22 protein-coding genes are annotated in these 23,265 nt (G+C 54.6%); 9 read left to right on the top strand and 13 right to left on the bottom strand.

The features are described from left to right. Positions 1–56 precede the first annotated feature (56 nt). Positions 57–299, top strand: a complete 243-nt coding sequence (locus SD425_RS00185) for a hypothetical protein (RefSeq protein WP_324674154.1) — start codon at positions 57–59, stop codon at positions 297–299. Between the two features lie 93 nt (positions 300–392). Here SD425_RS00185 and SD425_RS00180 read toward each other — a convergent pair whose 3' ends face one another. From SD425_RS00180 to fdhD, 3 genes are read right to left on the bottom strand one after another with little or no spacing between them, the layout of a single operon-like run. Continuing rightward, a complete protein-coding gene (locus SD425_RS00180; protein ID WP_324674152.1) occupies positions 393–2,948 on the bottom strand; it encodes an FdhF/YdeP family oxidoreductase in 2,556 nt (851 codons plus the stop codon). Positions 2,949–2,999: 51 nt separating this feature from the next. Continuing rightward, on the bottom strand, positions 3,000–3,332 hold the full coding sequence (locus tag SD425_RS00175; protein ID WP_324674150.1) for a DUF7009 family protein: 333 nt from the start codon (positions 3,330–3,332) through the stop codon (positions 3,000–3,002). A gap of 55 nt (positions 3,333–3,387) precedes the next feature. Beyond that, positions 3,388–4,260: a formate dehydrogenase accessory sulfurtransferase FdhD gene (fdhD, locus tag SD425_RS00170; RefSeq protein WP_324674148.1), complete on the bottom strand. Its 873-nt coding sequence runs from the start codon at positions 4,258–4,260 to the stop codon at positions 3,388–3,390. A 316-nt stretch (positions 4,261–4,576) separates the two neighbouring features. On the opposite strand from fdhD, the gene moeB reads away from it, so the two are divergent. Further along, a complete protein-coding gene (gene moeB / locus SD425_RS00165; RefSeq protein WP_324674146.1) occupies positions 4,577–5,692 on the top strand; it encodes a molybdopterin-synthase adenylyltransferase MoeB in 1,116 nt (371 codons plus the stop codon). 71 nt (positions 5,693–5,763) lie between these two features. Here moeB and SD425_RS00160 read toward each other — a convergent pair whose 3' ends face one another. The 4 genes from SD425_RS00160 to SD425_RS00145 form a co-directional block, all read right to left on the bottom strand. Then, positions 5,764–8,718, bottom strand: a complete 2,955-nt coding sequence (locus SD425_RS00160) for a DEAD/DEAH box helicase (RefSeq protein ID WP_324674144.1) — start codon at positions 8,716–8,718, stop codon at positions 5,764–5,766. A 174-nt stretch (positions 8,719–8,892) separates the two neighbouring features. Further along, positions 8,893–10,122 carry an FtsX-like permease family protein gene (locus tag SD425_RS00155; RefSeq protein ID WP_324674141.1) on the bottom strand — a complete coding sequence of 410 codons (1,230 nt, stop codon included), beginning with the start codon at positions 10,120–10,122 and terminating at the stop codon, positions 8,893–8,895. Between the two features lie 277 nt (positions 10,123–10,399). After that, positions 10,400–11,209 carry a class I SAM-dependent methyltransferase gene (locus tag SD425_RS00150; RefSeq protein ID WP_324674139.1) on the bottom strand — a complete coding sequence of 270 codons (810 nt, stop codon included), beginning with the start codon at positions 11,207–11,209 and terminating at the stop codon, positions 10,400–10,402. A 99-nt stretch (positions 11,210–11,308) separates the two neighbouring features. Further along, positions 11,309–11,737 (bottom strand): ribosome-binding factor A, encoded by a 429-nt coding sequence (locus SD425_RS00145; RefSeq protein WP_324674137.1) that lies wholly within the window; start codon positions 11,735–11,737, stop codon positions 11,309–11,311. Between the two features lie 315 nt (positions 11,738–12,052). Here SD425_RS00145 and SD425_RS00140 point away from each other — a divergent pair, with 315 nt between their 5' ends. Then, positions 12,053–13,429 carry a hypothetical protein gene (locus SD425_RS00140; RefSeq protein ID WP_324674135.1) on the top strand — a complete coding sequence of 459 codons (1,377 nt, stop codon included), beginning with the start codon at positions 12,053–12,055 and terminating at the stop codon, positions 13,427–13,429. Positions 13,430–13,486: 57 nt separating this feature from the next. On the opposite strand, the gene tatC is transcribed toward SD425_RS00140, so the two are convergent. Then, positions 13,487–14,356, bottom strand: a complete 870-nt coding sequence (gene tatC / locus SD425_RS00135) for a twin-arginine translocase subunit TatC (protein ID WP_324674133.1) — start codon at positions 14,354–14,356, stop codon at positions 13,487–13,489. Between the two features lie 167 nt (positions 14,357–14,523). Next, entirely contained in the window at positions 14,524–15,816 is a 1,293-nt protein-coding gene (glyA, locus tag SD425_RS00130) for a serine hydroxymethyltransferase (RefSeq protein WP_324674131.1), read from the bottom strand. A 164-nt stretch (positions 15,817–15,980) separates the two neighbouring features. Here glyA and SD425_RS00125 point away from each other — a divergent pair, with 164 nt between their 5' ends. Together SD425_RS00125 and SD425_RS00120 are read left to right on the top strand one after the other, a co-directional pair. Beyond that, a complete protein-coding gene (locus SD425_RS00125; RefSeq protein WP_324674129.1) occupies positions 15,981–16,508 on the top strand; it encodes a hypothetical protein in 528 nt (175 codons plus the stop codon). An 83-nt stretch (positions 16,509–16,591) separates the two neighbouring features. Further along, on the top strand, positions 16,592–17,380 hold the full coding sequence (locus tag SD425_RS00120; RefSeq protein WP_324674126.1) for a tetratricopeptide repeat protein: 789 nt from the start codon (positions 16,592–16,594) through the stop codon (positions 17,378–17,380). Between the two features lie 14 nt (positions 17,381–17,394). On the opposite strand, the gene SD425_RS00115 is transcribed toward SD425_RS00120, so the two are convergent. The 4 genes from SD425_RS00115 to SD425_RS00100 all read right to left on the bottom strand — a co-directional run bounded on the left by SD425_RS00115 (position 17,395) and on the right by SD425_RS00100 (position 19,316). Beyond that, on the bottom strand, positions 17,395–18,093 hold the full coding sequence (locus SD425_RS00115; RefSeq protein ID WP_324674124.1) for a metallophosphoesterase: 699 nt from the start codon (positions 18,091–18,093) through the stop codon (positions 17,395–17,397). A gap of 137 nt (positions 18,094–18,230) precedes the next feature. Further along, entirely contained in the window at positions 18,231–18,467 is a 237-nt protein-coding gene (locus tag SD425_RS00110) for a hypothetical protein (protein ID WP_324674122.1), read from the bottom strand. 99 nt (positions 18,468–18,566) lie between these two features. Further along, positions 18,567–18,758, bottom strand: coding sequence for a hypothetical protein (locus tag SD425_RS00105; protein WP_324674120.1), 192 nt, complete (start codon positions 18,756–18,758; stop codon positions 18,567–18,569). A gap of 45 nt (positions 18,759–18,803) precedes the next feature. Next, positions 18,804–19,316, bottom strand: a complete 513-nt coding sequence (locus SD425_RS00100) for a hypothetical protein (protein WP_324674118.1) — start codon at positions 19,314–19,316, stop codon at positions 18,804–18,806. 143 nt (positions 19,317–19,459) lie between these two features. Between SD425_RS00100 and SD425_RS00095 the strand changes: the two genes are divergently transcribed. The 4 genes from SD425_RS00095 (at position 19,460) to SD425_RS00080 (ending at position 23,115) form a co-directional block, all read left to right on the top strand. Then, positions 19,460–19,708: a 4a-hydroxytetrahydrobiopterin dehydratase gene (locus tag SD425_RS00095; RefSeq protein ID WP_324674116.1), complete on the top strand. Its 249-nt coding sequence runs from the start codon at positions 19,460–19,462 to the stop codon at positions 19,706–19,708. A gap of 98 nt (positions 19,709–19,806) precedes the next feature. Beyond that, positions 19,807–20,517: a 16S rRNA (cytidine(1402)-2'-O)-methyltransferase gene (rsmI, locus tag SD425_RS00090; protein WP_324674114.1), complete on the top strand. Its 711-nt coding sequence runs from the start codon at positions 19,807–19,809 to the stop codon at positions 20,515–20,517. After that, positions 20,507–22,210: an apolipoprotein N-acyltransferase gene (gene lnt, locus SD425_RS00085; RefSeq protein ID WP_324674112.1), complete on the top strand. Its 1,704-nt coding sequence runs from the start codon at positions 20,507–20,509 to the stop codon at positions 22,208–22,210. Before rsmI ends, lnt begins: the two co-directional genes overlap by 11 nt. A gap of 110 nt (positions 22,211–22,320) precedes the next feature. Then, a complete protein-coding gene (locus SD425_RS00080; protein WP_324674110.1) occupies positions 22,321–23,115 on the top strand; it encodes an inositol monophosphatase family protein in 795 nt (264 codons plus the stop codon). Positions 23,116–23,265 lie beyond the last annotated feature (150 nt).

Below are 23,265 nucleotides of genomic sequence, written 5' to 3'. Positions count from 1 at the left end.
ATATCCCGAACAGGCAGCTTACCTCAACTAATTACTGCTTAACCAGCTTCACAATAATGAACATTCTCACCTTCTGTCTGCTCCTGATGGCGCCTATGTTTACTGCCGTTCAGCTAAGCAAGCTAGGGTATGTAAGCCCGATGGCGTTTGCCTGTTTCCTAGCCGTTTATGTCGTTATCTACCATCCTACCATAATGGGGCTGCGCTTGCTAGGGAAAGGAGTTATAACGAAATCAGACTTCGCCAAAACGTATATTCCGTTCTGGAATTGGAAGCATTACGGCGCTGCCTTCTCCTGAATACAGCGCTGCATATACAAATTATAACTAACATAAAAGAGCCCTTCTGCTTCGTGCAAAAGGGCTCTTTTATTTTATAGATCAGCTAGCTACCTAGGCCGGTACCGCAATGCGTTCCGTTTTGGTAGTGCCTTCGGGCAGAATCTCGGCTACCGGCTCCACCGTCACTACCACCCACTTGGAGGTGGGCTGGTTGCTCACGTCGGCGACGCTGGCAACGGGTACTAGCACGTTCATCTCGGGATAGTAAGCTCCGCAATTGCCTTTTGGCATGTCGTAGGGAATAGCGACGAAGCGTTCCGCCATCCGCTTTTGCCCTTCAAAGTGACTCGTGATGTTTACCAGTTGCCGCTCCTTAATGCCGCGCTCCTTCATGTCGCGGGGGTTCATGAAGATCACGCGCCGCTCGCCGTACACGCCGCGGTAGCGGTCGTTGTAGTCGTACACGGTGGTGTTGAATTGGTCGTGGCTACGCAGGCTGAAGAGCACCAACTGATCGGGCTCTACCGTGTGCTTCTTCATCTCCGTTACGGTGAAGTTAGCCTTCGCATTATCGGTCGTAAACTTCCGTTCGCGTGGGCCATTGGGTAGATAGAAACCGCCGGGGTGACGCACTTTCTCGTTAAATTTCTCAAAGCCCGGAATCGTCCGCTCGATATGGTTGCGAATGACATCGTAGTTCTCCGTCATAGCGACCCAGTCGGTTTTTGTCCGGCCTTCCAGCGTGGTGAGAGCGATGCCGCACACGATAGCCGTCTCGCTGAGCATATCGCCCTCCAGCGGCTTCAGGATGCCTTTCGACATGCTGACCACGCCCATCGAGTTTTCGCAGGTCACGAACTGTTGGCCGGTCTTCTGATTGTCAACCTCCGAGCGTACCAGGCAAGGTAGCAGCAGCGAGGTCTCGCCCGTCACGAGGTGGCCGCGGTTCAGCTTGGGCGCGATGAACACCGTGAGGCGCTGTTTGCGCATGCATTCGGCAATAAACTCGGTATCAGGCATGGCCGACAGGAAGTTACCGCCAAAGCTCATAAACACCTTAATGCGGCCGTCGTGCATGGCCTTAGCCGATTCCACTGAGTCGAGCCCGTGCTCACGAGGCGGTGAGAAGTCGAACTCGTTTTCCAGCGCATCCAGAAACTGGGGGCTAGGCCGTTCCCAAATGCCCATCGTCCGGTCACCTTGCACATTGGAGTGGCCACGTACTGGGCACAGGCCCGCGCCGGGGATGCCTACTGCGCCCTTAATTAGGTGCAGGTTCACGATTTCACCGATGCTATACACAGCGTTTTTCTGCTGCGTCAGGCCCATGGCCCAGCAAGTGATGATCTTCTTCTTATTGGCGATGATGTTGGCAGCATCTAGCAATTGCTGACGCGGGATACCGCCCATCTCTTCAATATCTTCCCAGCTCGTGTTGAGTATTTCCTCCTTGAACTCGTCAAAGTGAGCAGTGTACTCTTTGATAAAGTCGTAGTCGATAACCTGGCCGGGGTTATTTTCTTCGGCTTCAAACAAGTATTTCATGATGCCGCGCAGTACAGCCATGTCGCCGTTCACCCGCACTTGCAGCCACAAGTCGGTGATTTGGGTGCCGTCGCCCACCAGCGTACCAATGGCACGCAACGGGTTCATGAAGTCTTGCGGGTTCTTGAAGTGGTTCAGACCCGCTTCCATCAGCGGGTTCACAGCAATGATCTTGGCTCCATTACGCTTGGCTTTCTGCAAAGCCGTGAGCATACGGGGGTGGTTCGTGCCGGGGTTCTGCCCCATGATGATAATGACCTCGGCTTCGTAGAAGTCATTGAGCGTCACCGATCCTTTACCTAGGCCTGTGGTGTTAGTCAAGGCCGCGCCACTTGATTCGTGGCACATGTTAGAGCAGTCGGGCAGGTTGTTGGTCCCAAATTCGCGCACGAAAAGCTGGTAAGCGTACGCCGGCTCGTTAGGCACTTTGCCCGAAGTATAAAACGCCGCTTCGTCAGGCGACTGTAACGCATTCAGCTCGTCGGCCACGATGCGAAACGCTTCGGGCCAGGAGATAGGCGTATAGTGGGTGGTGCCCGGGCGCAACACCATGGGGTGGGTGATGCGGCCGGCATTATTCAAGTCGCGGTCGGTGAAGCGCGATAGATCAGCTACGCTGTGCTGGGCGAAAAAGTCGGGACCAATAGTGCGGTGGTCGGTATCGGAAGCCGTAGCCTTCGCACCGTTTTCGCAGAACTCCGCTACTGAGCGGTGGTCATCAGGGTCAGGCCAAGCGCAAGAGCTACAGTCGAAGCCGTCCTTTTGGTTGAGCTTCGTCAGTGCGTGCGTCCCGCGTACTAAGCCGGCTTCGCCCCACGAGAACTGCATGGATTTCAGCACGGCTTCTACACCGGCAGCCGTTTTGAACGGCTTACCTAGCTTCAGGCCCGTAAATTCTTCGGGGGGTTGGGCCAGCACCGGAAACTTGTGCTTGGCACCTAGGGTATCCGGCGCTTCCATAATGCGTTTGTCAGCGTCACCTTTGCCGCCGTTGTCGTAGTGGTCATTGGTGGGCGCCGCGCCTTGATCAGGTCGCTGCCCACTCACGGGCACGTTATTCGTGACCGTCTGCTCGTGCGTTTTACCGCTTTTATCGGGTTCTTGAGCGGGTGATTTTTCCATTGTCGCTATTGGAATTACGGAGGGGCAAACGTTGATGAGAAATGCTGCTCGCTAGTGCTTGCAGTCGAAATCCTTTTCGACCAACACGCGCAGTTGCTGATCAGGAGTTACAGGGATAGAGTCAGAAAAGCCGACACGGTCGGTACTGACCCATTCGGTGGCTAGTTGGCGCGGCACCTGCACATCGAGGGCACCTACGGCGTACACTACTTTTAGGGCCGTGGCCTCAGCGTTAGGCGAGTGTTCGAGGGTGTACACCAGCTGGTCGCTAGGCTTTGGACCTAGCTTTACCGTAGCGGAAACCCGGCCTTTTTCGCCGAACTGTTGCACTTCTTCTTCGGAAAGACGTAGGCGCAGGGTATTGTCTTCAATGCGGAGCTTCATGCAGGGAAAGAGATAAGCGGAAGCCTAGGGCTTATTACTTTTACGGACGAAGGTGTTAAGCGGTCATCTGAATTCGCCACGAACCCGAATAAATATTATAGCGCTGCTGCCGCACAAAGCCGAGCAACGTCATGCCGAACCCAGTGGCCGCTTGCACGGCTAGGCTACTTGGAGCGCCCACCGCCGCTAGCACCGGGATGCCCGCCACGGCAGCTTTCTGCACCAATTCAAAGCTAGCTCGCCCGCTCACCAGCAAAATGCAGTTGTGGAGCGGCAGCCATTCTTGCAGGAGCGCAGCGCCAATCACTTTATCTAAGGCATTATGGCGCCCCACATCTTCGCGCAATAGCAGCAGCTCGCCGGTAGGCGAAAACAGCGCGGCCGCGTGCAAACCGCCGGTTTGCTCAAACAGCTCCTGCGCTGCCCGCTGCCGCGCCGGCAATTCATGAATCAGCTCGGCAGCTACGAAGGGGCCGTCGGTGGGTAGCACCGGGCACGAAGCGGCTTGCACTGCGTCGATGCTCGTTTTGCCGCATACGCCACAACTCGATGAGGTGTAGAAGTGGCGCTCCAGCCGTGGCATCGATACCTCTACGGAGGAAGCTAGCTCGGCGCGCACCACATTTTCGCGCTCCTCCGGCTTCTCCACATCGGGGCAGTAGATAACGCCCGTTAGTTCTTGGCGACTTTGAATGATGCCTTCGGTGAGCAGAAACCCGGCGGCTAGCTCGAAGTCGTGGCCGGGCGTGCGCATGGTCACGGATAAAGTCCGGTGCTCGCGCTGACCGGCTGGCCCGAAGCCAAGCCGAATTTCGAGTGGCTCCTCGGCCGCTACCAGATCCGATTCGGTGACTACCTTTTCGCCCGTCACGCGCTGTACGGTGGCGTAGTCGTAGCTAGTTGCTGGTAAAAAGACGGGAGAAGCCATTAGAGAAATGTTGAGTGTTGAATTTTAAGTATTGAGTTGGCGGCTACCAGCTTGTAGCACAAAGCACAAAAGGATGTAGTACGAAGCTCCCGCTTCGCGCATCGTGGCACGATCAGGCCTAGGTTCGTCGCACTGCCGTAATCATTCAACACTGCGCGAACTAGGAGCTTGGCTAACGTCCTTCTACGGTTCGCGCGACATCTTTCTGCTGTTCGCGCTGCTATACTCTAACCTTATGCGTCGAAAGTAGGTTTTAGCAAACGGTGTGGATCTCCATAATTCCACGCCCTACCTTCACCACTCAACACTTCAAAAGTTGCTTTCTCCTACCGAACGTCAGCGTTACCGCCGCCATTTGCAGCTGCCCGAAATCGGCGAGGCTGGTCAAGCAAAGCTGTTGGCTGCCCGGGTTCTTGTTGTGGGCGCTGGGGGCCTAGGTTGCCCAGTGCTGCAATACTTGGCTGCCGCTGGAGTCGGCACGCTCGGCATCGCCGACGCCGACAAAGTGGAAGCGAGTAATCTTCAGCGCCAAGTGCTTTTTGGTGAGACCGACCTAGGTCAGCTAAAAGCCGAAGCCGCTGCCCGCGCCGTGCAGCGCCTCAATCCCGCCGTGCACTGCGAGGTGTACCCACAACGCGTCGACCTAGCCGATGTGCGAGACCTAGTAGCCCAATACGATGTAGTGGTTGATGGCTCCGACAACTTCCCTACCCGCTACCTACTCAACGATGCGTGCGTGAGCCTAGGTAAGCCCTTGATTTCGGGCGCTATCTACAAGTTTGAAGGGCAAGTTTCGGTGTTCAACTACCAAGGCGGGCCCACGTACCGGTGCTTGTTTCCGCAACCGCCTTCGGCCGCCGAAGCACCCAACTGCGACGCCACCGGCGTGCTCGGCGTGCTGCCTGGCCTCATCGGATGCGCTCAAGCCACCGAAACGCTCAAGGTAATTCTTGGCTTGGGCGAAGTGCTGCGCGGCCGGCTGTGGCTATTTGATGCGCTTTCTTTCCAAACCCGCATTCTGCGTTTTCCTCGCAATCCTGAGCGGGCCATGGTCAACCTAGACACCGCTAACCAAACTGATTACGCCGAGCTGTGCCACCCGCCGCTCCACGAAATCACGGCCCAAGAGCTACAAGAACAGCTGGCGTCAGACACGCCGCCCTTCCTGCTCGATGTGCGGGAGCCCGCCGAGTATGAGCTAGGCCATTTGCCCGGCGCTACCCTCATCCCGTTGGCGTACCTAGCAGATCGGATTGAGGAAGTACCGCGGCACCATCCCGTTGTCGTGTACTGCCGCACGGGGCGCCGTAGCGCGGCCGCTATCGAGCAGTTTCAGGAAAAGTTTGGCTTCGATAACCTGCTGAATTTAGCTGGCGGCCTTACGGCCTGGGCCGCAGAAGTAGACCCGGCCATGGCAGAAGCGGTAGCCTAAGCTAAACGAGCATCCATACTTTACAGTAACCGTTCGGTCCTGCTTAGCACACAGCCCATTGGCAGCCTAGCTTACCCTAGTAGCTCTTCGATATCTTCCTTAGTCAAGCTCTTGATGATGGCTTCGTCGGTCGTTATCAAATCGGTTACGAGCTGAATCTTTTTGTTCTGGAGCGCTAGTATTTTTTCTTCTACGGTGTTCTTACTGATGAACTTATAGGTGAACACCGTCCGCTGTTGCCCGATGCGGTGAGCCCGATCCACGGCTTGCGCCTCCACGGCGGGGTTCCACCACGGGTCGAGAATGAATACATAATCGGCGGCCGTAAGATTGAGGCCCACACCACCGGCTTTCAGAGAAATGAGAAATACGCGTAAGTCGTCGTTCTCCTGGAAGCGCTGCACCTCTCGGTGCCGCTCGCGCGTGTTGCCGTCGAGGTAGGCATAGGCAATCTGCCGCTCGTCGAGCGATTCGCGCACGATATCAAGGTGCTTCACAAACTGGCTAAATACCAGCACCTTGTGTTTTTCTGACACTACCCCCCGAATCATACGAATCACCTCGCGCAGCTTACCCGACTCCGCCTCGTAGCCTTCGTCGGCCATACGGGGATGGTTCGCAATCTGGCGAAGCTTGGTCAACCCTTGCAGGAGCATAAACTGCGTGCCTGCCGTGCCATGCTCCTCGATGTTCTTCAGAATTTTATTGCGGTAGTAGCTCTTGGTTTCTTCGTAGCACTGCGCCTGCTCCTCCGTCATGGAGCAGTAGCTCAGATGCTCTATTTTGGCTGGCAACTCCTTTGCTACTTGCGCCTTATGTCGGCGCAGAATAAAGGGTTTGATGAGTGCATGTAGCTTACGGGTGCGGGCCTCATCCTTGCTTTTCTCAATGGGCTTCAGGAATTCTTTACGGAAAAAAGCCTGTGACCCGAGCAAGCCAGGATTGATAAACGACATCTGCGACCATAAGTCCATGGTGCTGTTTTCCACCGGCGTTCCCGTCAGAATAAGCCGGTGCCGCGACTTAAGCCCTCGCACCGCCTGCGACGTGGTAGAGCTAGGGTTCTTAATCGCCTGCGACTCGTCTAGAATTATGTAGTCGAAGTGGTAGGTGCGCAGCAGCTCAGCGTCGAGTCGTACAATGCCGTAGCTAGTCAAGACTACGTCGTAGCCGGCAAACTGCTCCACGTTTTTGTCGCGGTACGTACCCGTGTAGATCAGCAGACGCAGGTTGGGCGTAAACTTATAAGCCTCACTCATCCAGTTGAAGACTAGCGAAGTAGGCATAGCTAAGAGCGAAGCTGCGCCGCCTGCTTCGCCGCTTTCTTTGCGGTGCAGCAGCAGCGCTAACGTTTGCACCGTCTTGCCAAGTCCCATATCGTCGGCCAAACAACCGCCAAAATGGTAATCTTTCACGAAGTGTAGCCAGTTGTAGCCAGCCTTCTGGTAAGGCCGCAATTCGCCACGGAAGCCAGTAGGTAACGGCCGGTCCTCTACTGCTTCAAAGCCGCGCAGTTTTTCTAGTTTGCGCGAAATAGTAACAGTGGCTAAGTTGCCGTTTTGCAGGTCAGACACCAGCGCGAGGTGGTGCTTGCGCAACGTGAGCGACTGCTGATGTTCTTCGGCAAAGGCGAATAGCTCCAAGTACTGCGTAAACCACTCTTCCGGAATGATGGCAATCTGTCCGTTTGGCAGCCGAAATTCGTGGCGCTTGTTCAGGATATAAGGCCGCAGTTTGATAAAGGGTATTTCAAACTCGCCGAAGTGAACGGTGCCGTGTACATCAAACCAGTCATTGGTTTCGGTGATGCCCACCTGGACCGTAACGGCACCGATAAAGTAGTCTTTGCCGGAAGTAGTGCCTTGTTTTACCGTGAAGCCTAGCCGAGCTAGGTCTTCGGCGTTGCTATGGAGCCAGCGGAAAGCAGTGGCTTTTTCCATCACGGCTTGGCCGTTGCGGACTTCCAGCGCTCGGTCGGCTAGCTCGCGGAGGCTGTCCTGCTCCTGCTCAAAGTTGCGGATAAGGCGATGAAACACATACGAATCCGATGTCTTCTCCAGCTTCACGCTCACGCGCTTATCGTAGCTGTTCGGGACGGTATGATCGCCGTAGCGAAACGATAAATCGAAGTGAATATGGTCGGAAACAGCCGGGACAACAAGCTCCGTAGTGCGCGGCCGGCCCGCCGTAGGGCGGCGCTCTTCTTCCGCCACACCTACCGTGCGGGGCGCATCGGAGAACGTGAGCTGCGGCCGGGCAATGTAGCGCTCCGAGCGGATATCAAAGCCGCGGGCGTGCACATCAAACGACTCCACCAACGGCGCCACAAAGCGTTGGAAGTAGCTGTCTTCTACCTGCCGCGGAATTATAATAAACTTCTTATTTAAGAACGGTAGCAGCTTCTTGCCGTCAACGTCTTTGCTGAAGTTGTAAATCAGGTTATCCAGCAACAGCCATGCGGGATGCACGCACACGAGCACCGCGTTTTTGAACTGAAAATCAAGCTTTTGTCCTTTGTACTGAATGGTGGGGAAGTAGTGCGTGCTTTCTTCGTTGCGCCGGAAGTGAAACAGCACTGAGGCTGGCTCCTCCGCTAGCCCGATTTCGCGCCACGTCGGTTCCCCGTCCTTACCCATAATGAACACGCACTTGCCAGCCAGCCGATCCAAAATCTGGCTCATACGCTCCTGCACGTAGCGGCAGATGGCATCTTGCAGCGCTTTGTCGCCTTTTTCGGCGTCGTATATCTTCAGAAAGAAGTCAGCAGGCGTTGTCTTCTTGGGCCAGAACTCCTTGATAACTGCGTCCTGCTGGATCTGGTCGGTGAGGGCAACTAATTCAAAATCTACTTCATCAAGACCGTTTGCAAACTCCGATGCGTTCTTAGCCGATACTGTTTGGTGCTGCAGCGTAAGCTGACCGCGTGAGTTACGCTGGACTACGTACGACTCAAACAGATAGCCTAAGTACTCATGTTCTAGAAGTGAGTAAACAATCTGAAATGGTTGAGAAGTAGAAACTTTCATAAATAGCGCGTATAACCGGAAGCTGAAAGTAAGGACAAATACTAAATACTATATTATTTATCATAAAGTAAAAGTAAATCTACAAATAGTAACACCCTATAGTCGTAAACAGGGCTAGTGTCTACCAAATTGATAATCTGGAGGCTACTATGTTGCTATTCAGCTAATAGCGCGTTATAGGTTTTCGCGCAAATCTTGCTGCGATGCCGCTAGTGCTGGCCGGATCGATACCGTGATGGTAATCACGATAATAGCGATGGACGTTAGGATAATGTCGAGGAACTGCATCTTCACGGGGTAAGAGTCGACCACGCTCGTGGCCATGCCCATGGATACCAGCCCAAAGGTCTGCTGTAGCCAGCAGATCGTAACGCCTAGCACCAACCCTGTCACGGCTCCTACCAAGGCTACAATAGCGCCTTCGTACAAGAATATGTTGCGGATTGTGACGCGCGTACATCCCATTGCCATCAGCACGGCGACGTCTTTGCGCTTGTCAATCACGAGCATTGAGAGCGAGAAGAAGATGTTGAGCGAGGCAATAAGCAGGATAAAGGCAAACGTGATGAACACGAACATCTTCTCCACTTTGATGGCCTTCAGCAGGCTCACGTGCTGCTCATCCGAATCAAGCACTTGGAAATTAGTACCTAGCTCACTCCGCAGCGTTTCCTTTACGTCCGAAATGCTATAGTCCTTACCAACCCGGACTTCTAGGGAGGTACGCTTATTACCGTAGCGCAGTAGGCTCTGCGCGAACTCTAACGGCACAAAGATGTAGCTATCGTCAATATGCTGCTCGATCAGGAAAACCCCACCAGCGAAGATATTCTGCTCATTAAAGGCATTTTCGGGGTTGAGCGACAGCGCCTTTTTCCCCGTATTGCGTGGATAGAGTAAGTGCAAGGGCGAAAACCGGTTGTTTAGTGCAATGCTTAGCTCGTGCTGCACGCCAGCGCCGAGCAGCGCGTACGGCTCGCCACCACGCATGAGTTGGTGGTCGCCTTCTACCAGCGCCGAGTCGATGTTGCTCTGGGCGAAAAAGTTTTCGCTCACCCCTTTCATCTTCACCACCATCTGCCGGTCGTGGTACTGAAGCAGGGCGTTGTCTTCAATGACCTCCGTTACGAGCGACACGCCGGGTGTAGCCTTCAGCTTGGTCAGCAAGGGGGCTCGTACTTCGAAGGCCTTGCCTTTGGTGGCTGAAATAACCAGATCAGGGTCCGATTTGCTGTAGAGCGAGCGGACTAAATCCTCCAGGCCATTGAATACGGATAGCACAATGATGAGCGCCATCGTTCCCACTGCCACGCCGATCATGGAAATGTTGGAGATGATGCTAATGATATTGCGCTTCTTCTTGGAGGAGAAATAACGCCGAGCAATGAGCAGCGGAACGTTCATGCGGCGCGGACGCGTAAAGAGAATAGGTTAATAGATACTGGTATTAGCTAGCCTTGCGCCTAAATTCTTCCGACCAGCGTGGGCACTCCCCGTGGTTTTCGAAAATGGCAAAATTTCGTTGATCTGCTTGCGCTCGTCTTGCTGCCGATTCATGCAAATCAGCAGGTCAGCCGAGAGCTCAGAAAAGTCGTTTTTATCAACCATGGTTGAGTGCTGGTAAAAACCGGGCGGATCAATGCTTCGCAGGAGCAAGATACGCGGCTTGCCGCAAAACGTCTTACTTCCAAGCCTTCACAATCAAACCCGTTCCCGAATCGTGCTTCATTCGCGCGTCAATCGTATTCAGAATCAAGCAGAACGGAAACGTGACAAGGTAATAAAATGGCAGTAGCACGAAGAACCACTTCGATGCACCTAGCATCAGAATGGGGTATTTCATGCTCAGGCGCCACGAAATTTGTCCGGGTTCGCCATAGCTGTAGCGGGCCTCAATGCGCTCAAAACCAGCCGTGCGCAGCTTCTGCTGAATCTCGTGGATGTTGTACCCGTCGCGTACGTGCTCCTCAATAAAGCTGGTTTCACCGTCGGCATGTACGTCGGAGCCGCCTTGGTCAGACGGCGTAGAAATTAATAGCATGCCGCCGTCCTTGAGCGAGGCATGCACATTCCGAAACACTTCTACGTCTTCCAGGATGTGTTCCATTACGTCGACCGACAAAGCTAGGTCGAAGCTATTGGGCTCCTGGTAGAGCACCAAGTCTTGCACGGCAAACTGCACATTCACGCGCCCGATCTGACGGAAGAATCGGTTGGAATCGGCAATCTGCTCGTCCTTCACGTCGACTGCCAGAATATGCCACTTCTTGCTCATGCCCGACAGCCAGTACGTGTACTGACCATAGCCCGAACCAGCGTCAAGGATGTTCAAGGCTTCGTCCTGACGGCCTTTAGCCCACTGGCGTAGCTCCCGATGCACGTGCCAGGTTCTAAGCAATAATAAATCAAGCAGATGGTAGAAGATGCGGCGCAACAACGGCGTGCGGTTGAACACTTCCCCCAGCGACTTCTTAATCGGATCGTAATACAAAAGCGTAACGGCGTATGTGAGTAATGGAGAAAAGAATAACTGAGTGGCTGAGTGCTGTTTGACGGCTTCACTCAATTACTCAGCCACTCAGTCACTCTTCTATTCGTCTTCGTCGGCAAAAAGCTTCGGCCGCTTCGGGCCAGTTGCCGAATCTTTCTCGTCGTCGCTGGTCGGGGCTGGCGGAATGTTAAGATCATTCAGGACCTGATCCATGTGCGCGGCGTACGAAGCACTGTCGTCGAGAAAGAAGTTCAACTCAGGCACCACTCTCACTTGCTGACGAATGCGCTTGGCCAAAGCCAAGCGAATTTCCTTGGTATGGTCGCGCACCTCCTGCAACATAGAGTCGCCATTATTGGCGAGCAGCAGGCTTAGGTAAATGCGGGCGACACCTAGGTCGGGGGCGACACGCACGGTGCTAATGCCCGGTGGCAGCCCCGGAAACAAGTGGGGCAGGTCGCGTTGAAAAACAGTAGCTAGCTCTTGCTGTAGAAGGCTAGCAAACTTTTGCTGGCGTTTACTTTCCATAATGAGTGAACAAAGATAAGGGATTGGCGACGTACGGCTTGCTGCTCTACGCCCAGGTTACTGAGTTACAGCAAATCCAGGCGCATCTTTCCGGCTATTTTACGTTTTGTAGCTTGTCCGCAGCTATTGGTAATCCGAATTCGGCGAGGCAAGCAAGCGTGGCAACTATGCCTATGCTACTTTTGCGGACGTGACCCTAGCGTGGAAGGTTGCCGCCGAGCGGCACGAATGCTCCGCTTGCTTCTTAGTTTTCATCTTTTAGTCCGAACGTTTCTGCTTCGTTTCTTTAAAAGTCCGCTGCCTACTCGGCTGGTGATGTTGCTGGTGCTAGTGCTGGCCATACGCCTACCGCTACTTTGGCTAGGAGTGCCGCTGACCCCGGCCGAGTTGCGGGCCCTGCTCGTAGGCGAGCGGCTGCACGAGGGAGCTTTGCTCTACCGGGGCCTCTACGACAGCACCGCACCACTGGCGGCGGCCTTTTTTGGCGCCCTCGATTTTGTGGCTAGTCGGCCGGTATGGCTCTATCGGGTACTAGCCCTGGCGCTGCTGCTGTTTCAGGCACTGCGGCTCAACGTCGTACTCAACCGGGCCGACGTTCACCCCGAGCGCGGCTTTGTGGCGGCCCTTACCTACCTGCTGCTAGCTAGCCTCACTTCCGACCTCGACACGCTTTCTCCCCTGCTGGTGGGGCACACCTTTATCATCCTGTCGCTGAGCGCGTTGCTACCTACCTCGCGTGAGGGCTACGACAACCGCCGATTGTTTCGGGCTGGTTTTCTCGTGGGCGTAGCAGCATTGTGCTATCTACCGCTAGCGCTGTTTTTGCTGGTCGGCTTATTCGCGGTTATCATCTTTGCTGCCAACTCTTTCCGTAGCTTTCTGCTGCTACTGTGCGGCTTCTTTTTCCCGTATGCGGTAGCCGCCACGTTTTTTCTCTACGCCGAGTCGTTACCTGACTTCGTGCAGTTTCACTTGCAGCCCACTTTGCGCGGCCTCGTGGCAGGCGTCGACGGCCTGCCCCTCTTTGTGCAGCTACGCCTGTTCATCTTGCCGGGAGTAGTGCTGCTCCTAGCTTTGGCACGCACCGTCGGAACGCCGCTAGGTTTGGTGTTTCAGGTTAAGTTTCGGCAGCTCATGCTCGTATGGCTACTCGTAACGGTTTTGATGGTGGCAGCAGGGCGCGGCACAGCTCCCGGTACACTGGTACTGATCCTGCCTCCGCTGACGTACTTCAGCTTGTTCCTGTGGCAAAAGGCCCAACGTGCTTGGCTGCTGGAGGTGTTGCTGTTGGTCTTGCTAGGAGCTGTTGCTACCGTTCGCTACCGAACTACGCTAGGGCTAGAGACCGTACTCCAGCTACCCGCCGAAAGTCATTATGCGGTGCAAGCCAACCCAGCCTATGCGGTAGTGCAAGGTCAACGCTTGCTTGTGCTAGGCAACGACCAACGCTCTTACCTGAACAACCGGCTTACCACCCCTTACCTCGATTGGTCGCTGGCGCAGGTCGACTTTGGTCATCTGGATGAGTACGCCGCTGTGGCGCGTCTGGCGCACAATTTCACGCCTATCGCGCCCGATTACATCATCGATGAAGTGGGCCTATTACCTAGGTTGCGCTACAAAGTGCCCGCCGTTTTTGATCGGTACAAGCCCACGTCTACCCCTAAGGTCTATAAAAGAGAAAAGGAGTAACCGGCCCCGCAGAAGGCCTAGCTACTCCTTTCCTTAATTTTTTGTCGCCGCTGCTTTTTAGCTAACGCCTTTGTTGGCAGCTAGCTCCGCATTCAGACGCTCGGTGGCATTGCGGCGAACAACACGCGCAATGTTGATGCTCAACTCGTACAGCAGCAGAATCGGGATGGTTACAATCAACTGTGAGGAGATATCCGGCGGGGTGATGATAGCCGCAATGATCAGAATGACCACGATAGCGTGCTTGCGGTAGAGCCGCATGATTTCGGCCGAAATCAATCCTGCCTTGGCTAAGAAGAACACAATCATGGGCAATTCAAACACAAAGGCGCACGACAGCGACATGGTAGTGAGCGTGCTCAGATAGCTCTGCAAGTCAATCTGGTTTTCGATGGTTGGATCAACTGTGTATGAGGCCAAGAAGTTGATACTCAATGGCGCAGCGATGTAGTAACCAAACAGCAGCCCGAGTATAAACAGTATGGATACAAAGAACACCGCGCCGCGCGAGTTGGCCTGTTCGTGTGGATAGAGCCCCGGCTTGATGAAGCGCCACAACTCCCAGAACGTGTAGGGAAAAGCTAGCACAATGCCCACAATAAAGGAAGTGCTGATGTGCATTGTCAGCTGCCCGCTCATCTCGCGGTTTTGAATGACAAAGCCTACTTTATCCATGCACAGCTCTGGGTTGCCGACCCACTGGCCGAACTTGCAGAACATGCGGTACGTCCAGAAATCAGGGCGCGAGGGCCCTAAGATCAGGTCGTGGAAGAGAAAATCCTTGGAAAGAAAAGCAGCGGTAGCAAAAACAACAATGGAAATAGCCGAACGGATGATGTGCCACCGTAAGGCTTCCAAATGGTCAATAAAGGACATTTCGTGGGATTCGTCCAACGACCGTCCAGCTTCTATGCGGGTTTGATCCACGTAATTGGTAACTGAGTAAGAGGGTAACTGAGGAGAAGGGTAGCTGAGTAACTGAGTAACTGAGCAAGACAGCACAGAAACAAACGAAAACTAGGGCGGGTAGGATGTAGCCCGCCCTAGCTTTTGCAATTTCTGTAGTTCTCCGTTACGCTCCTACTCAATCACGCTTACGCGAAAAGGGGAAACTGCTGCATCCACTCATTGATCTGCTGACGCACGCGACCTAGGTGCGCCTCGTCGGCGTGGTGCATCAGCACGTCATCGATGAAGCCAACAATACGCTCCATGTCGGCTTCCACTAGGCCACGGGTGGTTACGGCCGCCGAACCGATGCGCATGCCGGAAGTCACGAAGGGCGACTTATCGTCGAAGGGCACCATGTTCTTGTTGATCGTGATATCCGCTTTGACCAGCGTATTCTCCGCGAGTTTGCCCGTCAGGCCTTTGCTACGCAAGTCAATCAACATCAAGTGGTTGTCAGTGCCACCGGAAATAATTTGGTAGCCCCGCGCTACAAAGCCTTTGGCTAGGGCTTGCGCGTTGCGAATGACCTGGTGCGTATACTCCGTGTAAGCATCACTCAACGCTTCTCCGAAGGCAACCGCTTTTGCGCCGATTACGTGCTCTAGCGGACCACCTTGGGTGCCGGGGAAAACGGCCCCATCCAGCAGCGACGACATCATGCGGATTTCGCCCTTAGGCGTTTTCAAGCCGTAAGGATTTTCGAAGTCTTTGCCGAGCATGATAAGTCCACCGCGCGGACCCCGTAGCGTCTTGTGCGTCGTGGTCGTCACAATGTGGCAGTGCTCGAAAGGCGAATTCAATAATCCCTTGGCAATGAGGCCTGAGGGGTGCGAAATATCGGCTAGCAGTAGCGCGCCTACTTCGTCGGCGGCTTCGCGCAGGGTTTTGTAATCCCAGTCGCGTGAATAGGCCGAAGCGCCGCAGATGATAAGCTTCGGCTGCTCCCGGCGAGCTGTTTCTTTTACTTTCTCCCAGTCGATGAGCCCGGTTTCGGGTTCTACCCCGTAGAAGCTAGGCTTGTACAGCTTACCCGAGAAGTTGACGGGCGAACCGTGCGTGAGGTGACCACCGTGCGAGAGGTCGAAGCCGAGAATCTTGTCGCCGGGGTTGAGCACGGCCAGCATCACGGCAGCATTGGCTTGGGCACCGGAGTGCGGCTGCACGTTAACCCATTCTACACCAAAGAGTTCTTTCGCCCGATCGATGGCGAGTTGCTCAATTTGGTCTACAATTTCGCAACCGCCATAGTAGCGTTTGCCAGGCAGACCTTCAGCGTACTTGTTGGTCAGGATGGAGCCTTGCGCCCGCATCACTTGCTCCGACACGTAGTTTTCGGAGGCAATGAGTTCGATACCATGAGTCTGACGCTCTTTTTCCTGACGGATGAGGTCGAATAGGACAGTGTCCTGGGTTAGAGGTGCGATACGGGTTTCCATAAGCTCAAAGGTACGGGCAAGTCGTTTATCATCTATCAATTAACATTTACCATTTAACAATACCGAACAGACCCTATCTAGATTTAACTTGCATGCCGAGTGGCTATCTATCGTAGTGCGTCTTTCGTACTGTTGAAGGATACCTGTTAACTGATACCTGTTAAATGGCGCAGCCCCTAGCGGAAGTTCTAACCAGATTACGAGTTGGTAATCAGAACTTTATCATCAATTTTTATCAGCAGCATCGCGAGCATTTTACGCACTGGGCCGACCTAAACCACCAGCTACCGGCTTCGGAAGCACATGCGCTTTTGCGGGCTGTGCTGCTGGAGTTTTATGACCAAGTAGCTGATGGCCGCCTCACAAAGCTTCCCGATGATCTGCGCGCTCACTTATATAGTATGGCCTACGAACGGCTGGCGGCGGGCAAATCGGCGGCGGTGTTGCCGCTCGCGGAAGCTGGCCGGCGCCAGCGGCTACTCATGCTGTTCGGGTACCTAGGTGCTGACTGTCAGAAGGTACTGATGTACTTCTACTTCCGAGGCTACAATTTTGAGAAGGTAGCGGGCAAAATGGGTTATGCTAATGCTACCGTCGCGCGCTTGCAAAAATCTAGTTGCTTGCGTACGCTCTATGAGCTCGTTAGTCGTGGGCCGGCTCAGGCTTCTGGGGCCGCTCCTGCTGACCTGTAAGCTACTACCTCTTTGCACTATCTGCTTGGCAACACACCTATCCTGCCTGTAAGCTTACTCCTCTCTTAAGTGCTTTATTACGCATGAATTCGGCTATTGATCTTCGTCCTTATCTAGAGTTGCTGGAACGTTTTGCCGATGGTCAGATGACCCCGGATGAGCAAGAACAATTTGAGGAACGCTTGGAGCAGGATGAAGAGCTGCGCCAAGCGCATGCTGCCTACGAACAGATTACGGCCGACTTGCGCTGGGTGGCAGGCCACGAAACGCTACGCTTGCGCCTAGAGATGCTCGACCGCCGCCTCGACCAACGGGAAACGGCTATTTCGCGCATGCAGCACCAGCAGCGCCACACACAGAACCGCTGGGTAGCCATTGTAGTAGGCGTATTGGTGCTAGCCATGGCGTTCTGGATTTTCACTCGCCGGCCGTCACCCATTCCGGCAGTTACTTGGGAGCAGTACTACCAACCCGATCCGGGTCTTTCTCCTTCCGAAACGGACGGCAACCTTCGCCCCCTCCTAGCCGAATCGATGAGTCAGTATAGGGAGGGTCAGTATGCGGCGGCGTTGCGCTCTTTGCGCCGCGTGCCTACCAATAACCTAGGGCAAGACACGCTGCTGTATTACACAGGCATCTTCTTGCTGCGCGATGGTGATGCGGCCGGAGCCCGTACGTTTTTGCGACGCGTAAGCCAACAGCCCAAAGTATCACTCGCCCGCAAAGCGCTTTATCACCTTGGAATGGCTCATTGGCAAGCCAACCAGCTGTCAGAGGCCAATGCCGTGCTGAAGCAAGTGGCCGCTGATGCCGATAACCCGTACCAGCAAGCCGCGCGCAAGGTGCTGAAAGCAGGCGTGTTGGATCAGTAAGCAGCTAAGCTAGCTTAGCGCCGTGCTATCGGGTAAGGCAGCTCAATGTTAGGCTGCAAAGTCAGTTCGAAAGAATCTAGCTCTAATACGGCCAGATGGCTCAGCTCCGGATTATGGCGGTACACACAGCCTGTATCGAGGCCGATAGATCCTGCTCCTACCCGCACTTGCCGCTGCACTTCGGCCGTGGGAGTAGGCACATGCCCATGGAGCAGCCGCTTGCCCCCTAAGCGAGAGGCATCAAACGTGAATTCCTTGATGTTCAGCATTGTGTGCACATCAGAGCGCATACGCTCGGGCGGCAGCCGAAAATTAAAACCGGCGTGTACCAGCACAAAGTCTGGCAGCTCGAACTGATAGGGCAACGCGTCGAGCCACCCTAGGTAGGAGACCGGGATTTCAGCGGGAGTGCTCACCCCAAAGCTTCGGAGCGTTTGCTGATGATCGGCTGGAGAAACCCAGGTAAGGTGCTTGCGCGCATGCGCCGCGTCGAGCAGTTCCTGGTCGTGGTTGCCACGAAGGCAGTGTACTTGGTAGCCGCGCTGGGGCAATTGGATGAGATAGTCGAGAATGCCCCGACTGTCTGGCCCCTTATTCACGTAATCACCGAGCAAATAGAGTTCATCAGCAGGCTGCAAGTGTAAAACGTTTTCTACCAGATGGCGAAACGTCAGCAGACAGCCATGCAAGTCAGTAGTGACATAGCGCGCCATTGAGAACAGGAATAGGATGAGAGTAATTTATACTGCATGCATCCTACTTAGTTGCTGTTTACGAAAGGTACTTCCAACAAAAAAGCACCTGCTTTTGCAGGTGCTTTTCGCTTTACATATGTCTGCGACTCATGAGCCTAGCTATAAGAAGGCTTGTCGAGGCTAGGTTTGTCGTGATTCCGGTTGGGATGACGTTGCAGATCGGATGGAATTTCATCCAGACCGTCGTTTGTATACTCCTCGGCGAGGCGTTCTACTTCCTCACCTGTTTTGCCAAGCGGCATATTACCAGCGGCTTTGTGCTGCTCAGAACCAGATGGAGAACCATGGTTTTCCTTTGACTGGTGGTTGGTGTTATTGCTCTTGTACGGCATGACTACAACTACAATAAAGGTGAAACAACTACATACATGCGGTGCGTCCCTGCGATTCAACGACAACTACCGCGTAGGCTAGCCCGGTGCTAGGTGAGCCTAATTTGACTTGTGGGTATTCCGATTGGGGTGGGTTTGGGGGGCATCCTGCGCGTCTTGTTGCAGGTTTTCCTCCGTTTGCTGGTCGCGGTCCTCTACGGGCAGCGACTCGGCTTTTGACTGACCGCCGCCTGCCGGCGAACCTTGATGTTTCGCTGATTGCGAGCTGATCTGATTTCCTTCTTTTGCCATGATGGTGGGGTTCTTCGGGTGGGTTAGGTACAGGGCCTTTGTGCCCTATCGTTCGCCAATATCTAGCCCCGATTCTTGTGCGTTGGGGTCTAGCAAGTCGGCATTAGTTTGTGGAGTAGCCCCTACGTCGGCGCCATTTGGCTGGGGCTGGTCCATTTGGCCCATGCCCACGCGCGAGTTGGGGTTATACATCTCGTCTTTGTCTTCGTCGGGGTCGTTTTCTATTTCGTCGGGCACACTAGCTATGCGGCGCTCATCCATATCTTCGGGAGCGGGCAAGTCTTGGTTTGGACGGTCGCGGCGTCCTTCATCGTCGGAGCGGAAGTTATCGGCGGGGTGTTCGGCTTTGTCAGCTTCTTCGTTGACGGAAGTAGACGTGATACCGCTGTTGCTGTCAGTACCATAGCCTTCCTTACCATCGCGGTTGCCGAAGCCCCCACGAGCAGCCTCGTTTTTGGGTGGGTCGCCGCCAGCAATGAGGTGACCAGCTTTGAATTCTTCTTCGGTTGTATCGTCGTTGATGACGCGAACAGGGCGGTTGTGCGGATCGATAGCCATAGCAGTAGGGTTTGGCGAGTTGGTCCTAGGTTGTACTGTGGTTTGTGGGTTTGGGTTTACCTAGTTTCCATCATGATTATGATTTCTCGCTAGCTTTCATCCTGCTTTTACCCCTAGCTAGCAGTAGCCTTTTACAAAAATGTATGTGGACCGAACAGGATAACGCCCTCACCCGCACCTTTCAATTCCCGGATTTCAAAACGGCCTTTGCCTTTATGACGGATGTGGCCGCCGTAGCCGAGCGCCTCGATCATCATCCGTGGATGGCTAATGAATACCGCACCGTCGCGTTTCGCCTACGCACCCACGATGCGGGCAACACCGTAACCAAGCGCGACCACCGCTTGGCCGCCGAAATAGATAAGCTAGCTGAGCAATATGGTGTAGACTAATAGCCTCGCGCCTACCGCTTGCACCCTGACCGTGCCGTTCTCGACTGCCTGCACGATCTTGGTATTCCGGCACCCTAAATCATTCTACCTTTGCCTTCATGTCTGAAACGCTTACGCCCACTGTTTTGTACTTGGTCCCCACGCCCATCGGCAACCTGGAAGACATCACGCTCCGGGCTATTCGGATCTTAGGCGAGGTAGATACGGTGTTGGCCGAAGACACCCGCACCAGTGGCCGGCTCATGCAGCACCTAGGTCTGAAAAAGCCGATGCTCAGCTACCACCTCCACAACGAGCACCAAACCGTGGCGCGCCTGCTCACCCGTCTGGAAGCCGGCGAGCGGATGGCCTTGGTATCGGACGCGGGCACGCCCGGCATCTCCGACCCCGGTTTTTTGCTGGTGCGCGAGTGTTTGGCCAAAGGCTTGAAAGTGGAATGCTTGCCGGGCGCCACCGCCTTCGTACCAGCCTTGCTCAAGTCGGGCTTTGGAGCCGAACGATTTGTTTTTGAGGGGTTTTTACCCGTTAAGAAAGGCCGCCAGACTCGCCTGCGGGAACTAGCCGTCGAAACCCGCACGTTGATTTTCTATGAGTCGCCGCACCGGTTAGTGAAAACCCTGGAGCAGTTGGCTGAAGCCCTAGGCCCCGAGCGGCAAGCCTCGGTGAGCCGGGAGCTGACCAAGCTGTTTGAGGAAACCGTGAATGGCACCCTGACGGAGCTAGCCGCCGATTTTGGCGGCCGTCCGTCTATTAAAGGAGAAATTGTACTAGTTGTTCAAGGACACAAGGAAGAGCGCCGTGCTGACTAAATCTTCTACTTCCGCCCCGTTCGTTGCCGGCGGCGCCGAGTATACTTCTGCTCGCCTGGCTGGCTGGGAACCAGCTACTTTGGCCTTGCTTAGCGCCGCTTTGCTCTGGGCCGGGTGGCCCGTGCACCCGGCTGGGCTAGCGTTGTTGCTGCTCGTGGCTTTCGTGCCGTACCTGCGGATGGAGCAGCTGTTGGTCCGGAGCGGGGCGAGCGGCTGGAAGGTGTTCCGCTATACCTATCTCACTTTGGTGTTATGGAATGCCTTCACTACGTGGTGGGTGAGCTACAGCACGTTAGGTGGCGGCATTGCGGCCGTGGTACTTAATGCCTTGCTGATGTGCTTGCCAACGATGGCGTTCTATCACACCAAGAAAAGGCTAGGTTCACTGGTGGGCTATGTGTCGCTGCCGATCTACTGGATTGCTTTCGAACAGCTGCACTTGCATTGGGACCTCACCTGGCCCTGGCTGACCCTTGGTAATGGTTTTGCCGAAGCTAACGGCCTGGTACAATGGTACGAGTACACCGGCTTTCTCGGCGGCTCCGTCTGGATTTGGCTGACGAATATCTTGGTGTTCGGGGCTTTGTTTGGGTTGACAACACAACCACGCACGCAGCGCCCTTCTTTGGCGCGCTGGCTTGCACCAGTGCTAGCTATTGCGTTACCCATCCTAGCTTCTTACCTCATCGGCAGCGCTTACCAGGAAAAAGGCCCGGCCGCCGAAGTGCTGGTCATTCAGCCCAACGTCGACCCGTACGAAGAGAAGTTTCAGGGTACCAGCAACTTCGTTCCGTACGAGGAGCAACTAAATCGTCTTATCCGTTTGACGGAGCAGCAGTTGACGCCCCAAACCAAACTGGTATTGTGGCCCGAAACAGCCCTAGAAGAACCCTACTGGGAAAACCTGATCGACGGCAACCTGAAGATCCAGAATGTGCGGAGCTTCCTGGCCCGGCACCCAGGCTTATCCCTAGTAACGGGCATTACGAGCTTAAAGTCCTACCCCAACAAAGAAGCCGCCAGCGAGACAGCCCGCTACCGTGATGATGCTGGCTACTACGATGTGTTTAACACCGCGGCTTTTTTCCCCACGGCCACAGGCAAGATCGAGTTTTACCACAAGTCGCGCCTCGTGCCGGGCGTAGAGAAAATTCCGCCGGCCCTGACCAAGTTCATCGCCAGCATCGACCTAGGGGGTACGGTAGGCAGCTACGGCAGCCAAGAAGACCGCGCCGTGTTTCACCTTCCGAATAATGGTTCGTCCTTGAACCTAGGTCCGCTGATTTGCTACGAATCAATCTACGGTGACTTCGTGGCCAAATACGTGCAGAACGGCGCCACGCTGCTTGGCATCATCACCAACGACGGCTGGTGGAGTGATTCGCCTGGTCACTCCCAGCACCTGCAGTACGCCACCTTACGCGCCATTGAAACGCGCCGCGACGTTGCGCGCTCGGCGAACACCGGTATTTCGGCCTTCATCAACCAGAAGGGCGAAATCATGACCCAAACTGGCTGGTGGCTGCAAACTGCCCGGCGCTACCCTGTGCACCTCAACTCGGACCTGACATTCTACGTGCGCCACGGCGAGCTTATCGGACCTACCACGCAGGTGCTGGCAGTGTTGCTGCTGGTGTTAGTGATTGTGCGCCTGTTTACCTCAAAAAAGACCCAAACTCATCTGCCATCTTAACGAAGGAAGGACCTGATGACTGCTGAAAGACTAACCATGTATCCTTCAGCGGTCATCAGGTCCTTCTTTCGCCAAGGATGATAGAAATTTTTCAATTCAGTTCTCCATCAATGGATTTCAATCAACTCAGCTTACAGGTTGCCGAAGTTGCCCGCCGGGCCGGCCAGTTTATTCGTCAGGAAGCAACTAGCTTCGACCTAGGTCGCGTGCAAAGCAAAGGCCTCCACGACTTGGTATCGTACGTCGATCAACAGAGCGAAAAACAGCTGGTTGATGAGCTGCGGCAGTTGCTCCCCGAAGCTGGTTTTATCACGGAGGAAGGCACAGAAGGAGCTGAGCGCGCCGAGGAATTTAACTGGATCATTGATCCACTCGACGGCACCACCAACTTCATTCACGGGCTGCCCGCTTACTGCGTGAGCATCGCCCTGATTCAAGGCATGGAGCTCGTGGTGGGCGTTGTATACGAAATCACCCGCGACGAATGCTTCCGGGCGTCGTTAGGTGGTGGCGCTTTCTGCAACGAAAAGCCCATCCACGTTTCGGCGGCTACCGACCTGCACAACACGCTCATTGCTACTGGCTTCCCCTATTACAATTTCGATAAGCTCGACGGCTATTTGAAGATTCTCAGCCAGTTCATGCAGAACACGCAGGGCATTCGCCGGGTAGGCTCGGCCGCTATGGACCTAGCCTACGTAGCCGCAGGTCGCTTCGACTGCTACTTCGAATTCAACATTAACTCTTATGATGTAGCAGCGGGTATCCTGCTCGTGCGCGAGGCAGGTGGCCGCGTTACGCAGTTCACAAAAGACGGCGAGCCTATTTTCAGCCGCGAAGTAGTAGCTACCAACGGCCATATTCACGACGCTACCCAGGATATTATTCGGAAGTATTGGGTGTAAGCTTCTGATTTTCCAGGCACTAGACCCTCCCTTGTACTCTTCTTTGTCACCCTGAGCTTGCATTCCGCGCATCAAGCGGCGTGACCTTCTGCAAGTTGAACGAGTCGTTCTTACGTTCATCGTTTTCTCGTGACAAGGTCACGCCGCTTG

The sequence above is a fragment of the Hymenobacter sp. GOD-10R genome (genome assembly GCF_035609205.1).
GTDB lineage: Bacteria > Bacteroidota > Bacteroidia > Cytophagales > Hymenobacteraceae > Hymenobacter.
The sequence above is the reverse complement of the archived record's forward strand: the minus strand, read 5'-3'. Positions and strand labels throughout refer to the sequence as shown.